The following is a 16,598-nucleotide window of genomic DNA, read 5'->3' as shown; positions in this document are numbered from 1 at the left end:
AAGATTTATTAAAATTTTGTTTTTCTTATAACTTTCTTATTTTTGCTTTATATCCCACATTCCGCACTTTAAAATACAGTTTTTTATTTTGACATGAAAACTATTGTTTGTAAGTAAAAATAGTCGTCAAATTCAGTTAATAATGAACACTCTTTTTTAGATTATATTTGTATTTTAATACAACAAATCGATGTGCGAAATGTGGGTGATCAATTCATATTTTTTGCGTTATATTTGTATTTTTACTCAGACGGTTTAAGCACTGAATACTGAATTAAGTGTTTAAGCTTGTTAATGCCAAAACCTTAAGAGCAGCGATATTGACATAATTATAGAGACCCTTTGTTCCACCAGTACCGTTATTTCCTGTATAAGAGTCAAAATGTTTAAATTTAGACATATTAAAAGCATTTTCATTTTCGCCAATAACGATTTTGTAAATTTTATCTACATCCAAATTGACCCGTACAAAAGAAGAATCTCTCAAGTTTTCCCATGAACTGGTCTGAGGCATAATCAAATAGCCACTACCAATACAAGTATTAGCTTGGTCAAAAACCTGAATATATTTTACTCCACAGGTAACACCTGTATTCCAAGGACCTGAACCGTTGGCAGCAGCGACCTGGAGAAGGTGAAACCCAGTCACCTTTGGTTTAAAGGCTTCAAGAATTAGGGTGTCTTCAGCTTGGCCCCAATTTTCATAGTGAGAGTATCCATGATTTTGAGATTTCTTTACTCGATCTTGATCGCTCCCAGGATAGTTCAAATCTTGAGTAGCTTCAAAGACTTGAATTCGCGAATCATTTGATCCCCAATAACAAACAGGACGGGACTTTTGGGAGTAATTTTTAATGGCTAAACCATCATGATAATAATAACTTTCAACGGTGTAGCAGTAGCTTGGAGAAGATTGATTTGTTTCAGGATCGACCCACGACAACGTCGATCCTGGTAATTCCCCTTTTACCAGTTTCCCATCACGGTAGATATTAAAAGCAATATTCTCTGCATTTTCTCCATTTGAACTAAAGGTTATTTGAATCTTACCAGATACTAAATCAATAGATTTAATAATTGGATATTTGGGTGCAAATAAATTGCGCCATTCTCCAGTATCAGTGATTAAGGTAATTGAATTTTGATTTTTACTAATTGTTAATTCAAGGTCTTCTGATAACTCAATTACAATACGATTATCACTCTCAAGCCTGTCGCTCTTAATAAAGTCTTCCGATGAAATCGCCTGATCATTTAGTGTAATGTTTGATATTTTATAAGCTCCTTGCACTTGATTGTCGGAATCAGGAAGCTTTACAGTTACAGTGATAATTTTTCCTTGATAGGGAAAGTCATTTAGAGTAAGGAATTGAGTCTCACTAAATACTTCCTTCCTCATTTCACAAGTTATGTAAGGAAGAAAGCGAATGCCGTAATCAGTAGTTTCTAGGCCGAAAATGATATCATTAACCATCGAGAGATAGCCTGCTATAGACCAAAGTTGAGCTTGAGAATTAACAACAGGGCCTGAAGTTTCCCCTTCATCAACCCAGATATCACCAGAAACCAACTCAAAGTTTTCCCTATTTGAGCGATAGCGGATTACCCCCTCCATTAGAGATTTAATGCCGTGATTGACGGCAGTGGCATTTCCTGCTTTTCGTGCCGCTTTAATCCAGTAGGCTGTGACAAAAGGCCAAATAGCCCGATTGTGATAGATTGGAGTATATTGCTGTTGAGGCCAAATCACCGAAATCCCATTGGGCAATAGGGGATAATGAGCAATAATGTCTTTTGTTTGCTCTTGAGTGGCAACTTCTAACAAAATAGCCAGAGTCAAACCCAATAAGTCGAACTGATGGCTCGGTCCATTATCTAGGAACGTGGTAATAAATGTTGAGTAAAGCTTACTGTCTTTTAAATAAAGGTGGTTTTGAATAGCCTCTCTAAGCTCTTTTGCCCAATCCTGATATTGATTGGATAAATTCACTTCGCCAGTTTCTAGGGCTAAGGCAGACCCAAATTCGAGAATATGGAGATGGAGCAGGTTTGTAGACAGGCATTTAGACATACCCACATGAATAACGTCTTCGGCTACCCAACCCGGATAGGTTTGTTCCCGCCAATCCAAAAAAGATTGTTCTCCTGAATATAAGCCGTTATGCTGATCAAAAAGGACTTTACGGTCTTGTTCAATAGTGTTTTTGATGATTTCTAGAGCTTCCTTCTCAAAAGTTCCCCGTTCTTCTCCCGACAAATAATGTAGGAGTCTTGCAGCGCCCAAAGCCCATACCACTCTATCGGAGGATATAGGATAGCTACCTCCTGTACCAGTATCTTGAATAATTTGAGGGTTTTGTCCGTGTCTATCAGCAGAAGTTTTAAATTTCAAAGAATTTAGCGCAGTTTTGGGCTTGAGTGCAGCTAAGGCTAGGTGAATAGCGTAGGCAGTGTCACGAGTCCAGACATAAGTCCAACTTTTCCCAGCCTGAAAACAGCCCCCAGGAGGACATGGTATCGCCTGCCCATTGTTGAAATTATTATCCCTAATATTGAGGACAGTATTTTCCTCCATTTCACTTATGGCAAGAGCATAGAGTGCATCAAATATGATGTTGTTAGTGGTAATAGAAGGTTGTCCCACTCGCGGCGAGATAACCCTCGGATTAGGAATAGAATCTTCTTTGGGACGGTCTTTTTGAGGCTGTTTCGTCATTAGAGAGTAGGACGGAATTGCTGTTGCTTGACTGAGAATTTCATTGAATGAAGAAGTCATGACCTTTTAACCCTTCAAGACTATTTGTTGATCTTAGTTTCCTAAGAAATTAGATTTTAGTTAAGACAAAGTTTGAATATTTATCCGAATACCATTGCTACTCTATTAACCAATTGATATTACTTTAAGTGAGTAATATTAAGATAAGGTTGTTACAAAAGTTAACATTTATTCAATGGCAGTTTAGGATTATTTACATATTTTCAAGGCTATTTGAGGCTTTTTGTAAACTTTTATGGAGATGAGGCTGGCTTTTAAAGCAAAAATAGCGTATGCTAAAAGCTAAGATATCTTGATTAGGAATTTATCTCACTATTGTTTTAAAGATTTTTTCCTAACCTAACATCTGTTCCTAAATGGGTAATACTGTTAAATAATTTCCGAATATTTTTAACAATTCTTTAATTGAAACCATTTGAGTTAGTAAATTAGCACAAATTCACCCATTCAAGCTTTTACAGAAATTGAAATGAATTTACATAAACCCAAACCGCTATTATGACAGCTTTTGGCTTGAATATAGTAATGGTTTATTAGTTTCTATTGTTAGGGTAATTCTTCGATGTGATGGGGGATTTTAGTTATGTAGTTAGAATTTCTATCGCCATTATTCATCTCCATGATGGGAGTCCATCAAGATAGGTTAAATTTCGGGCATTATTGAAAAAAGTAGAAAATACCTGGAAAATTGACTATCAAATCTGTAATAATAAGCCCTTGTAATTTTTGTAAATTTGTAGATTTAGAGAGTTTTAATCATGGATACAACAAAATATCACGAGATTATCGAGCAATATTTCCAAGCTTTTAAAACAGGTGATTTTTCCCTCGTTCAGTTTTCTCCTAACATTCAGTTTCTTAGTCCTATTCGTCAAGATACCATCGACGGTATTGAAGCCGTTGTCAATTTTGTTAGTGGGGTTGCAACACGGGTTTCTGAGGTAAATGTCCTCTCAATTACTGTTGAATATCCTAGAGCAAGCGGGGTATGGCAGATGAGAACAACTAAAGGAACTCTCTATACTTTACATAATTTTTTCCGTCTCGATGAGCAAGGACTTTCTTATATTTGGCCAATGTTTGACCCTAAAGCTATCTTAGATGATCCTGATGCTTTACTTGCCTGGCTTACAGGTAACGGCTACTAATCTCGTGTTGTCATATGATGTTTTATCTAACACTTTTGTAAAATAAATTGACATGGAGCCTTTATCAACTAGCTTAGAAATAGTCGCCGAATTATCCCAAGCACCCGGGAATATTACTCTATCATCCGATGGTCGAATTTTTATGAGTTTACACCAGTTCTATAACCCCGAATTTAAAATCGCGGAACTGGTTGATGGTAGATTAGTTGAATTTCCCAGTGGTTTTGGAAGTGATCAAATTAACTTTGATAATGTATTGGGTATTCAGTGCGATAAGAATGGGTGGGTTTGGATGTTAGATAATGGAAATCCTAATCTTTTGAATCCAAAATTAGTCGCTTGGGATATTGTCAACCATGAACTAGCCCGAGTGTTTTATTTACCTCCACCCATTACTAAAAATAACTCTTTTGTCAATGATTTAGCGGTAGATTTGACCCATAATGTCATCTATATTTCTGATCCTATTCAAGGTGAAGAAGCGGCGTTAATTCGAGTAGATTTAAAAACAGGATTAGCTACCCGGATTTTACAAGGTCATCAAAGCGTTATTCCGCAAAATATTGATTTAATCATTGACGGAGTACCTGTGGTGAATCCCCCAGATATCCGACCGCATTTGGGGGTTAATGGTCTTGTTCTCGATGCTAATAATGAATGGTTGTATTATTGCCCTATGCACAGTAATACGATGTATCGGATTAAAAGTGAAGATTTGTGCAATCAGAATTTGAGTGATGCCCAACTCGCTAGTAAAGTAGAACGATACGGTGATAGACCCATTTGTGACGGAATTTCTATCGATCAAAATGATAATCTTTATTTAGGAGATTTAGCGGCTAATGGGGTTGGGGTCATAAAGAGCGATCGCACCTATCAATTATTCATCAGTGATGAACGGTTATCTTGGGTGGATTCCTTGAGTTTTGGAGCAGACGGTTATTTATATCTCAATTGCAATCAGTTACACCGTTCTGCGCCTTTAAATCGGGGAAATAATACGGCTGCACCGCCTTTTTATCTCTTTCGTTTGAAACCTTTAGCGCCTGGGGTAGTCGGCCGTTAATTAATAATAGAGAACTAATTTCGTGTTAATTTAATTCTTGGTTTTTAGCTTCTTCATGACAATCAGTAGATAAATTAACTGGATAGCCATATCTTCCTAATAATTCTCTGGTTGAGTATTCATATTTATCGATAAAATTATTCCAAAGATTTTGATAAAAAAGAAGTGATTTACGATTTTCATTTTTAATTTCAGAACTATTAGTTAAAATTTTCAGCCAGTATTTTAAGTAAGGTTTAAAGTCCTCATTGGCAATTAGTCCTGTTTTAATATAAGTATTAAATTGGTCTAAGCCAGTTAAAAACACATCAAAAGCATTTCTAATAGCTGCTTCATCCTTTTCAAAAGAGGTTTTTTTACTAAAAGATTTTTGCAATAAAGGTTCATCAGCACAAACTGTACCTTCAATCCCTTCAAAATTTAAATAAGCCCCATTCCAATCTAGCATCCAAAAAACATTTTTAACTTCTGCTTTTGATTCAAACTCTTTAAATACATTAGCAACAAATTCTAATCTTTTCCATCTTTGCTCTCTTTTGTACTCTTCTACGCCTTTCAATAAGGCAATAACTCCCCCAATTCCCCCAATGACAGGAACTAAAATATCTACCCAATCTTTAATGCTTTTCGTGATTGAAGAGGTATTTTCCAAAGCCAATTTTTCCTGTGCGTTGGCTATGTCAGCAGAACTGAAAACGAGTGAAAATATAGCTGCTACCAGCAATAGTTTTTTCATGACAACCTTTTCCTTTCGTCAAATATGGAAAGCTCTACCGCCACGAATGGCAGTCAATATTAATGATTAGCCTTACATTTATTGAGGGACTTAAGGCTGATATACTAACTTACTTACTTATTTGGTTATCAAGTAGTGCTTACTACCTAATTTAACCATAACAAGCTCAGACAATAACAAATCTTCCACAAAATTTTATTTTAGTGATGGACTAGACGATCACTAAACAGCAATTGCTTCCTTTTTTTACATCATGACCTTGCCTCATCACGCCGCTCCCAGATTCTACTTAGCACGTGCCCGCTCACATTTCTTAAGCGGCTAAGTGGCCTTAGATGTATCAGCTAATAGGTTAGTGTTGAGGACTTTCTTTTATATCTTTTGATTAAAAGTTGTTAATGCTTATGTCTTCAAGAGACTTTTTTAATCAAAATGCTACTAACTCCGAATAAGATAAGCCCGTCTAGCAAGGAAGGTTCGGGAATAGTAACACGCCTAAACTGTATCGGTGTGCCAGCTTCTAGCCCTCCATTGGCATTAAAAATTTGATCCAATGAATAAATATCATTCTCTCCCAAATTTAGGTAAGAAACCACTTTACCGCCAGGAGGAAAAGTTGACGGACAGCCATTAGGCGCATTATTTCCTTGATACAGATTCTCTTGCCAAGCTAATTGGAGATCGCAACTAAAAGGATTGATGTTACTAAAATCAATCACTCTCTCTCCTTGGGGTCGTTGACATAATCCTAATAGAGGAGTTTGCTCAAAGTAGCGATGAACTCCAAGCTCTACGCCTGATGCACCTTCGTCGAACAAATAAAATCGAACTCTAAGTAAAGAGCCATTAATGTTATGTCCAAAGTCCAATAATTAATTTATTTAATTTTAGACAAAACATTACTTACCATCTCTTGATTAAGAATAGTTTTGTAATGAAAAAAACTCAATACACTGCCGACACCAAAAAACGAAAGAATACTGCCCGCACTCGCCACGCTTAAGATACTCCCTGCACTGGCGATACTCAAAATACTTCCAACGCTACCAATACTTAAAATACTGCCAACACTGCCAATACTAAGTAAACTTCCAACGCTGGCCAGACTTAAAATACTGCGATAACTCACCTTGCAATAAATCCCACGCAAAGGTATTAGCCAATGTTCCCACATAAATCAGCTTTTTTTAAATAAAATTTATTGATTAAGTAGTCGGACATAAATAAAGCACTCTATATAAAGAATTGTAAAATGGCTACAATTACCCCACACCCGACACCCTACACCCTACACCCTACACCCTACACCCTAACCTCACAGTTAACTTTATTTTTGTCCAGGTACTTAGCGGCTTGTTCGACTGTAAAGCGAACTTCTTGCCCGTAAGAAATTTCCAAGGTGTGTCCATCGGGATCTTGTATATATGCCCAATAACCGACTGGTGGCCCCGCTTCATCTGGCCCATCAAGCAAAATCCCCTCCTCTGAGGCGGCAGCCCAAAGACGATCACGAAGTGGCGCTCCGCGATCAACCTCAAGTCTACTTTCAACCGCCACTCCAAAATGAAAATTTGGAACGAGCTTCGCCTTTACAGAAGGCATTTTCAGCAAAACAATCACAAAGGGGCGAGTTAGATCGCTGATCCAAGCGACATCTGATTGGATCGTCTGATCGCTGCGACGATGTACCACTTTCATTCGAGCGTACTTTTCATAAAAAGCAATGCTCTTATCAATGTTACTCACTTCTATAGCCAGATGAGTTAAACCTAGATCTGCCATCGGAAAAATTATTTTAATAGTTGAGTTCCTTTCTATAGAATAACAAGTTTAGTAGCCTAGGGCTTAATCAGCATCTTCCTGCAAGCTTTTAAAAAACTCGTTCTGTATTCTAATTTACCACTACTTTCTACATGGCAAAAATCAATTAAATCATTACTTTTTTTCTCAACTTCCTTGGCTTGAAGCGGCTGATTAAGCTGTTACGCATCTAAATTATTAGTCCAGATAAAGAAGGGGGAAAGGGGAAAGGGGAAAGGATTGAACCTTTGTACCAAAAATAAAGTTATAAAAATTAAATGCGTCTTAGCTTAACATCACTTTAAGTCTTCCCGCAGCCAACCAAAAACGATAAGCCGCCTTTATATAGACTATTTAAAATCTTTTGTCAAGTCTTATTTACTATTAATAAATAAATTGCTACATTTATCTCCATAAGGTAAATAACGGAGAAAACAAGCAATGTACACCACCCAACTCGATAACGGAATCGGAAATATCTACGCTGCTGAACCCCAAACCTATTACGCGGAGTATCCCGCTCCCTACCAACAACGTCGCTATTTAATTCAAGGAGCTATCGCTACTCTATTTGTCACCACATTAGTTTTAGTTTCCTTAGCAGTAAGCTAATCAAAATTTTACAAAGACTACATTAACAATTGATTTTTCCTAATCTAAACCTCGGCAATCGAGGTTTTTGCTTTTAGGTCAATAATGAATCTATTCCCTGCCTTTGCCTTTATTTGCTTGTTTTTGTCTGCTCTTTAAAGAAGCGTAGCATCTCCCTTGATGCGTTGGGCCCCTGAACATCCGTAAACGATCCCGAAGCACTTCCGCCTGACCATCCATGTCCTGAACCATGTACCAACCACCGTTCCATAATAGGATAACCGTTCAAGTCATGATAGATCGAACGAGTGTAGGCATGACCATTTTTTACTCGCTCTCGAAGCACTTTAGGACGCAATAAGATTTTTTCACTTCGGCTTGAGTTTCCTTGAGAATGGATCAAAGCCCATTGTGCTATAATTTTTTCGGAATTGACGGGATGAACAGTGCTGTCACGATCGCCATGAAAGACGATTATCGGTACGAATCGAGTATTTACGTTGAGATGAGGCAAGTTCTCATCTGTGTGCCCTAAGAGTCCGTTTCCTCCCCCGCGCATGGCAGCGAACGCGCCTTGAAGATCTCCTGCCGCCCTATATGGAAGACCCGAATGAATTCCCACCGCCGCATAAACATCAGGGTAGCATATCCCCATAATCCCAGCCATCGCTCCCCCTGCCGACATACCCGATACATAAACCCGAGTTTGATCAAGATTATAAGTGCTAACCACTTGTTCGGTGATTCCAGCAATAATCGATGGTTCGCCACGACCACGCTGCTGGTCACTATTATTGAACCAATTCCAGCAAAGTGACCCATTAGCTTTCTTTTCCTGCGCCGGGTAAACCACAAAAAACAATTCTTCTTCTGCCCATAAATTCATACGAGTGCCATTGGCAAAATCATCTACTGATTGATTACAGCCATGAAGCATAACCACAACAGGTAAAGCTTGGCCTGTGTAACCACCCGGAATGTAAAGTTTATAGCTACGGCTTTGAGTGCCTTTTGTATAATAGCCTTCAATAAACTGTCCTCCCTTTGTCTGTGGGTCTGAATTTTTGGCGGGTTGGGCCTGGGATTTTAATTGAGGAAAAAAGTTTAAGATCGAGTTTAACTGTTCAGAAATGGCTATAGAACTTTTCTTCGGTGATTGAGGGAACTCAGTTGCTTCGCGCCTCGGTTGCTCTTTGAAGTCAACGGCTTCTGATGATGCTGGAGTTGGCTCAGTTCTCGTTTGCCCTGGATGTGCTGTTGAATTTATTGGCTCGTCAATCACAACAGCCGTAACATCGATGATTTCATCAGTTCCGGCTACGGCGACCTCATCAGTGGTCGAGGGGTCTTTTAAATTTTGCAGTGTCCGTTGGATTAATTGAGTGGCTTCTTTTAAGCGTCCCGCTTGTGTCAGTTCGGTAGCTTGAGCTATTTTAGCTAAAATTGGGTTTTCCATCATTTTACTCTCGATTGAGGCTTGATAAGTGCTGATATTAACCATGAATTCGATCTGCCAAAGCCGCTTTGACTTGAGGAGTAGCTTTAAATGCACCTAGAACGAAAATAGATTTAATCGTCGCTCTTGCCAGTTCAGGAGGTACATCGGGGGCAATGCTGACCAAGCCTAGCACCTGTATTTCCAGTTTGATGCCGGCGGAGTGTACTTTTTCTAAATTTGAGCGAGTGTAATGTTGGCGACCGAGGATTAGAGTTTTACGGGCGAGTGTTTGCTTGACTTCTTCGCTATGGGTACTCAACTGATTACGGATTGCCGTGCGGATAAAATCAGTACGATTGGAATAAAAGCCCTCCTGTACCAATAAATCAATCTGTCCAAGATCGACAAAGCCTATATTAATTGTGATTTTTTCTGTATCACTCACCTTAATCATCTCTCTACCATCCTAATAGATGGTAACTGACGCGGATGTCAAAAAGCAAGCACAGCTTTATTGCTTGGTTTGCTTGATTGAATTAATTTAATGAATCAATTTCAACCATTTTATAATTTTGGCTCAACTAGCTTAATTATGACTTCGTGATTTCGGAGAATGACAGAAAAGGGATAGCAACGCACGCCAATACAGGCACTCTGTTTAAAAATCGGAGCTACCCTTGTGGCATAAAAGTTGTGTAGGAAATTTTTTTGGGTTTCCTAGCATTTTCAACACCCTACTCGATAAACTAGAAAGCAATTCAAACAATGTATATTTTTATTTAAATGTATAGAACAAATGACATCAACTGATCATAATCTCTTTATTGGTGGAGGGACAATGGGGGGGCTGATGCAAGCGTATGATTGGTCGCAAACTTCCCTCGGTTCAGTAGAAAAATGGCCGCAGAGCTTGAAGACTGCTGTTCGCATTATGTTGACCTCTCGCCAAGCAATGTTTGTCTGGTGGGGCGAGGAATTAATTAACCTTTATAATGACGCTTACAAAGCGATTGTCGGTGGCAAACATCCGCTTGCCCTTGGGCAGCCAGCATCATCTGTGTGGCGCGAGATTTGGGATCAGGTAGGCCCTAGAGCCGCCTCAGCACTCCTCAATAATGAAGGGACTTACGACGAAGCCCTGCTGCTCATTATGGAGCGTAACGGCTACTCAGAGGAAACCTATTATACATTTTCTTATAGTCCAGTTCCCAATGACGAAGGTGGCACAGGGGGGATTATTTGCGCCAACACAGATGACACCGGGCGCATTATCGGCGAACGTCAGTTGGCTTTGTTGCGGGAACTAGCGGCTAGGACAGCAGATGCTCGGACATTTGATGAGGCCTGTAGAGTGAGTGCGAAATGTTTGGAAAGCAACCCTTATGACCTTCCCTTTGCAATGATTTATCTCATTGATCGAGAAAAGCATGAGGTGGTGTTAGCAGGAACTTGTGGTATTGATATAGATAACGTGGCAGCACCCCCAAAGGTGGCTCTACAATCCGATTCTGTTTGGCCCTTTAAAAAAGTAATTACAGAGAATAAAGCTTGTCTAGTTTCTAACTTGGAATCCTTTTTTGAAAACTTGCCTAGCGGCGCTTGGCAGCGAACACCCCATCAAGCAGTAGTTGTACCGATCGCATCATCTGGACAAACCGGAAAAGCTGGCTTACTGGTGGTAGGTTTAAATCCATTTAGGCTTTTTGATGATGATTATCGACGATTCATTGATTTGGTAGCGGCACAAATCTCAGCCAGCATTGCTAATGCTCAGGCTTACGAAGAAGAGCGAAAACGAGCAGAAGCTCTAGCCGAATTAGACCGCGCTAAAACAGTGTTTTTCAGCAATGTTAGCCATGAATTTCGCACTCCTCTAACTTTAATGTTAGGGCCGATAGAGGATGTCCTAACTGATAAAGATGAACCTCTAGGTCCATCTCAGCAAGAGCGTATTGAAATTGTGCAACGCAATGGACTACGTTTATTGAAGCTTGTCAATACTCTGCTGGATTTTTCCCGAATAGAAGCAGGTCGTGTCGAGGCGGTTTACGAAGCGACAGATCTGTCAGTGTTTACCACCGAGTTAGCCAGTGTATTTCGTTCTACTATTGAACGGGCCGGAATGCGTTTAATGGTCAATTGCCCTCCTTTACCAGAACCCGTCTATGTAGATCGAGAAATGTGGGAAAAAATTGTTCTGAACTTACTTTCTAATGCTTTTAAATTTACTTTAAATGGAGAAATTTCGGTGAGCTTAGAATGGGTTAAGCATTCCGTTAAACTCTCGGTAAATGATACAGGTATTGGTATTCCCGAAGCTGAAATTCCTCTCTTGTTTGAGCGATTTCATCGAGTTAAAGGGGCACAAGGACGAAGTTTTGAAGGCTCGGGTATTGGGCTTTCACTGGTGCAAGAATTGGTGAAACTGCATCAAGGAAGTATTGATGTTGTCAGTGTAGAAGGATTGGGCACTTGCTTCACCATTTTTATTCCTACCGGGACTGCTCATCTCCCTCAAGAACGCATTAGCACTACTCGTACCCTGACATCAACAGCAACAGGTGCTACTACTTTCCTGGAAGAAGCATCGCGTTGGCTACCCCCCCAAGAAGAAACAGAAACAGAAACAGAAAAAAAAGAGATTTTTTCGGCTTCTCCTCTGCCCCTGCTTTCTTATTCCCTAAAAAAACTGCGAACACCCCTTTCTCTGTTGAATAGGAGTCGTATTCTTATTGCTGATGACAATGCTGATATGCGTGACTACCTCAAGCGCTTATTAAGTCAACAATATGAAGTCGAGGCGGTTGTTGACGGTTTAACGGCTTTAAAGGCGATTCATTCTTGTCATCCCGATTTAGTCTTGACAGATGTGATGATGCCCGGACTTGATGGTTTTGAGTTATTAAAATCGCTCCGTGCTGACCTCAGCACCCAACATATTCCCATTATCTTGTTATCTGCAAGGGCAGGAGAAGAATCTCGCGTAGAAGGGTTGGAAGCAGGAGCGGATGATTACCTTATTAAACCATTCTCGGCCCGTGAATTATTAGCACGGGTAGAAGCCACTCTAAAATTGTCCTATTTGCGTCAAGAGGCAACTCGACGGGAGCAGGGATTACGGGCCCAAGCGCAAGCGGCCAGAGTTCGTTTAGAAAATGTTTTAGCACAAATCAATGAGCAGTTTATCGTGCTGGATCAACAGTGGCGTTATAGCTTCATCAATGACCAAGTGATACAAGTGACCGGCAAGTCCAACGAAGAACTTCTGGGTCATAACATTTGGGACTTATTTCCTGACCTAGTGAACAGCCCATTCTATACTGAGTGTCACCGTGCTGTTGCCGAACAAACAGTCGTTCAAGTAGAGTTTTTTTATTGGCCTTGGCAGCGCTGGTTCGAAAACCGGATTTATCCGTTTGCTGAGGGTGTGACTATATTGGTGAGCGACATTAGCGCTCGCAAACAAGCAGAAAAAGAACTACGGGAAAGCGAAGAACGATTCCGACAAATGGCTGATAATGCCCCTGTCATGGTGTGGGTGACCGATCCTACAGGTTACTGCACCTACCTCAGCAAAAGTTGGTATGAATTTTCCGGCCAGAATGAAGAAACGGGTTTAGGATTCGGGTGGCTAGATGCTGTACATCCGGAAGACTCCGAAGACTCGAGAAATATTTTTCTAGCCGCTAACAAGTGTCAGGAAGCGTTCCGTCTAGAATACCGCTTGCGGCGTTTTGATGGTGAATATCGCTGGGCACTTGATGTCGGTAGTCCTTGGTTTGGGTTGGAGGGAGAATTCAAAGGATACATCGGCTCAGTGATTGATATTAGCGAACGCAAAGCGGCTGAAGTGGAACGGGATCGTCTTTTGCAAAGGGAGCAAGCTGCCAGAACAGAAGCTGAGAAAGCTAACCGAATAAAAGATGAGTTTTTAGCCGTGTTGTCTCATGAATTACGCTCGCCGCTTAATCCGATTCTCGGCTGGGCTAAATTACTGCAAACAAAAAAACTCGATGGGGCAACTTTTAAACAAGCTCTCTCTACCATTGAACGTAATGCCCAACTTCAAGCTCAACTGATCGAGGATTTGCTCGATGTTTCTCGAATTTTGCAAGGCAAAATCAGTCTTAATCCGATTCCGGTTAATTTAGCTTCTATTATCAGGCATTCTATTGAAACAGTGTATTTAGCCGCTAACGCTAAATCTATTGATATTCAAACCACTCTTGACGAAACAGTCGGACAAATTTTAGGCGATCCGGCTCGCTTACAACAAATTGTCTGGAATCTGTTGTCAAATGCGGTTAAGTTTACATCAACGGGAGGCCGAGTGGAGGTTTTGTTGGAGTCTGTAGGCCAATCTGCCCAGATTACTGTCAGCGACACTGGTAAAGGCATTACTTCTGAATTTTTACCTTATGTATTTGATTACTTTCGTCAGGCCGATAGTACAACAACCCGAAAATTTGGTGGCTTAGGGTTAGGGTTAGCGATCGTTCGTCACTTAGTAGAACTACACGGTGGGACCGTTGGAGCCGAAAGCCCCGGCGAAAATCAAGGAGCGACTTTTTGGGTTAAATTTCCATTAATCACCTCAAGTTTCACGAAAGAAGATGAAAATGTGTCTATTTCAAATATTAAAGAGACTGTTTTACCTTTGGCAGACTTAGAAATTTTAGTGGTAGATGATGATGAGGACACTCGTTATTTTTTGGCGTTTGCTCTCCAACAAAGCGGCGCAACGGTAACGACAGTAGGCTCTGCAAGCGAAGCTCTACAAGTTTTGGTGAGGTCTGCTCCAAATGTCATTGTTAGCGATGTGGGTATGCCGGATATGGACGGATATATGCTGATACAACAAATACGAATGTTAGAAGCTCAACAAGGTAGAGAAAAAATTAAAGCGATCGCTCTTACAGCTTATGCTGGAGAAATTGACCGGCAACAAGCTCTTAGAGAGGGATTTCAAAGACACATTATTAAACCGATCAACCCTAGCGTCTTAATTAAAACTATCGTTGAGTTATCGCAACAGGTACTCTTGGAATAGTGCAACAGTGCCATGAGGGGGTGACAAGCTTGTTGAAACAATTGTCCAGACTGGTTTTAATCGGTTAAATTGGAAGAAATTTGCAGCTTATTGAGAATAGCCATCTTATTAAATAACTTAATTTTCAATTTTCTCCCATAATCAAAATAATTCTCCATTTTCTCGGTTTTTCGTTAACAAATTACCTCACCCATAAAAGCCGTTACTACGAGACTGAAGAGAGTAGAGGGCGTAGTAATGACTTTTCAAATCACTGAGTAAAGTTTCGTGTGTTCCTTCTTCAACTATATTTCCTTGAGAGAAAACAAAAATGCGATCCACAGCTTTAATTGTTGATAATCTATGGGCAATAATTACCGTTGTTCGTCCGATAAATAAGCTATCTAATGCTTTTTGAATTAAGGCTTCTGAAACAGAATCTAAGCTGCTGGTTGCTTCATCTAAAACGAGAATAGGACAGTCAGCTAAAAAAGCCCGAGCTATTGCTATCCTTTGACGTTCACCTCCTGAAAGTTTGACACCACGCTCTCCGACTTGACTATCATAACCTTCAGGTAAGTTAATAATGAAGTCGTGAGCGTACGCTTTACGGGCGGCTTCTTCAATTTCTGCTCTTGTGGCATCGGGTTTACCATAGCTAATATTTTCAGCGATCGAACGGTGAAAAAGTATAGGTTCTTGAGGAACTACGGCGATAGCTTTGCGTAAACTTTGTTGAGTAATATCACGAATATTTTGATCATCAATCGTTATTTCTCCTTCTTGCACATCATAAAGGCGCTGAAGCAATTTAATAAAGGTACTTTTCCCACTCCCAGAATGACCAACAAGGGCAACTTTTTGCCCACCATTAATTGTAATAGAAAGGTTTTTATAAAGAGTATTTTTTTGATTTGTATAACTAAAGCTTACTTCTTTAAAAGCAATTTTTCCTAATTTTATTTCTAAATTAACGGCAGATTCACTATCAACTATTTTGGCATTAATATGTTCTAAATTGATAATTTCTTTAAGATCAGTGATAGATTTTTTTAAATTACTGATGCCATTGCTAATTTCTTGCATTTTACCTTGTGCCATCTGAAAACTTGCCAAAATTGTAATGACATCACCGGCTGTGCGAATGCCTTGATACCATAACCAAATAGCGATGCTAATAATGGCGGTTTCTAACATTAAAAACAAGAGAGATTGAGCCGATAAAAATGTTTCCATGCGCCACCAAACTTTTTTGTTTTTAATGCGCCATTGCTCTACTATTTGGTTAAATTTTTGGTTTTCATATTCTTCAGTTGCAAAAGATTTAATTAAGCTATTACAGACAATAGCATCTGAGAGAATACCATTCATCTTGGTATCTACTTGATTAACTTCTTCAAAACTAGGAACTAAATAGTTTTTTGATAGATTGTTAGTTACAAAAAAGAAAATTATAAAGCCCAAAAAACCAATAATTCCAATCCAAACCCCGTTTCTAAATAAAATACATATCAACCCGATACTTGTCAAAATACTTGGGTAAATTGACATAGAGAGTGTATCAATAAACTTGTCAAAACCCCATGTTCCACGATTAATATTTCTGATGATACTACCTGCAAAATTGTTGATATGCCATTCTGTACTTAAATGTTGCACTCTATTAAAAGTTTCAGCGACAAGTTTACTTGTCACTTTCATAGTCGCGTTACTCCATAAATAAATTGTCGATATCCGCAAAATGTAAGATAATAATTTTATACTAGCTAAAGTTCCACATATCCACGCAGGAATGATCCAATTATCTGTAGAATTGGTAAAACTATTGACTAATTTTCCTGTCAAAATGGGAATAAAAACCTGTAAAATAGTCTGAAGTCCCAGCAAAACCAGTAAAAATACAATAGCATAACGGTATCCAGACCAATAATGCCAGGCAAACTTAAAAGTAGTAATAAAATTATTGCTTTTTTGTTTATTGTCTTCCATAATCATTAAAGTAGAGAATAAAAAA

The 16,598-nt window shown here is 39.3% G+C and carries 12 protein-coding genes; 4 read left to right on the top strand and 8 right to left on the bottom strand.

Features of this window, described 5'->3' with window-relative positions; all coding sequences use genetic code 11:
- Positions 1-274 precede the first annotated feature (274 nt).
- A complete protein-coding gene (locus CYAN7822_RS29335; protein WP_013334596.1) occupies positions 275-2,776 on the bottom strand; it encodes an amylo-alpha-1,6-glucosidase in 2,502 nt (833 codons plus the stop codon).
- Between the two features lie 758 nt (positions 2,777-3,534).
- Here CYAN7822_RS29335 and CYAN7822_RS29330 point away from each other — a divergent pair.
- Together CYAN7822_RS29330 and CYAN7822_RS29325 are read left to right on the top strand one after the other, a co-directional pair.
- The gene (locus CYAN7822_RS29330; RefSeq protein WP_013334595.1) at positions 3,535-3,924 is read left to right on the top strand and encodes a DUF4904 domain-containing protein; all 390 of its coding nucleotides are present in this window, start codon (positions 3,535-3,537) and stop codon (positions 3,922-3,924) included.
- Positions 3,925-3,976: 52 nt separating this feature from the next.
- Complete coding sequence (locus tag CYAN7822_RS29325) at positions 3,977-4,990, top strand: L-dopachrome tautomerase-related protein (protein ID WP_013334594.1); 1,014 nt, start codon at positions 3,977-3,979, stop codon at positions 4,988-4,990.
- A gap of 25 nt (positions 4,991-5,015) precedes the next feature.
- Here CYAN7822_RS29325 and CYAN7822_RS29320 read toward each other — a convergent pair whose 3' ends face one another.
- The 4 genes from CYAN7822_RS29320 to CYAN7822_RS29305 form a co-directional block, all read right to left on the bottom strand.
- The gene (locus CYAN7822_RS29320) at positions 5,016-5,726 is read right to left on the bottom strand and encodes a hypothetical protein (RefSeq protein WP_013334593.1); all 711 of its coding nucleotides are present in this window, start codon (positions 5,724-5,726) and stop codon (positions 5,016-5,018) included.
- A gap of 410 nt (positions 5,727-6,136) precedes the next feature.
- On the bottom strand, positions 6,137-6,595 hold the full coding sequence (locus CYAN7822_RS29315) for a CpcT/CpeT family chromophore lyase (protein WP_013334592.1): 459 nt from the start codon (positions 6,593-6,595) through the stop codon (positions 6,137-6,139).
- An 8-nt stretch (positions 6,596-6,603) separates the two neighbouring features.
- Entirely contained in the window at positions 6,604-6,900 is a 297-nt protein-coding gene (locus tag CYAN7822_RS29310; protein WP_013334591.1) for a hypothetical protein, read from the bottom strand.
- Positions 6,901-7,028: 128 nt separating this feature from the next.
- Positions 7,029-7,508, bottom strand: coding sequence for a VOC family protein (locus CYAN7822_RS29305; RefSeq protein WP_013334590.1), 480 nt, complete (start codon positions 7,506-7,508; stop codon positions 7,029-7,031).
- 459 nt (positions 7,509-7,967) lie between these two features.
- Between CYAN7822_RS29305 and psb34 the strand changes: the two genes are divergently transcribed.
- Complete coding sequence (gene psb34 / locus CYAN7822_RS38145) at positions 7,968-8,138, top strand: photosystem II assembly protein Psb34 (RefSeq protein ID WP_013334589.1); 171 nt, start codon at positions 7,968-7,970, stop codon at positions 8,136-8,138.
- A 109-nt stretch (positions 8,139-8,247) separates the two neighbouring features.
- Here the strand turns inward: psb34 and CYAN7822_RS29295 are convergent, their stop codons facing one another.
- Both CYAN7822_RS29295 and CYAN7822_RS29290 read right to left on the bottom strand, forming a co-directional pair.
- Entirely contained in the window at positions 8,248-9,618 is a 1,371-nt protein-coding gene (locus CYAN7822_RS29295; protein WP_013334588.1) for an extracellular catalytic domain type 1 short-chain-length polyhydroxyalkanoate depolymerase, read from the bottom strand.
- A complete protein-coding gene (locus tag CYAN7822_RS29290; RefSeq protein ID WP_013334587.1) occupies positions 9,611-10,009 on the bottom strand; it encodes a CopG family transcriptional regulator in 399 nt (132 codons plus the stop codon). The genes CYAN7822_RS29295 and CYAN7822_RS29290 overlap by 8 nt, the downstream gene beginning before the upstream one ends.
- 342 nt (positions 10,010-10,351) lie before the next feature.
- Between CYAN7822_RS29290 and CYAN7822_RS29285 the strand changes: the two genes are divergently transcribed.
- On the top strand, positions 10,352-14,605 hold the full coding sequence (locus tag CYAN7822_RS29285; protein WP_041934091.1) for an ATP-binding protein: 4,254 nt from the start codon (positions 10,352-10,354) through the stop codon (positions 14,603-14,605).
- Between the two features lie 186 nt (positions 14,606-14,791).
- On the opposite strand, the gene CYAN7822_RS29280 is transcribed toward CYAN7822_RS29285, so the two are convergent.
- Positions 14,792-16,573 carry an ABC transporter ATP-binding protein gene (locus tag CYAN7822_RS29280; protein WP_245602822.1) on the bottom strand — a complete coding sequence of 594 codons (1,782 nt, stop codon included), beginning with the start codon at positions 16,571-16,573 and terminating at the stop codon, positions 14,792-14,794.
- Positions 16,574-16,598: the final 25 nt, after the last annotated feature.

The sequence above is a fragment of the Gloeothece verrucosa PCC 7822 genome (assembly GCF_000147335.1).
GTDB classification, from domain to species: Bacteria; Cyanobacteriota; Cyanobacteriia; order Cyanobacteriales; family Microcystaceae; genus Gloeothece; species Gloeothece verrucosa.
This window is presented reverse-complemented; position numbering and strand designations above follow the sequence as displayed.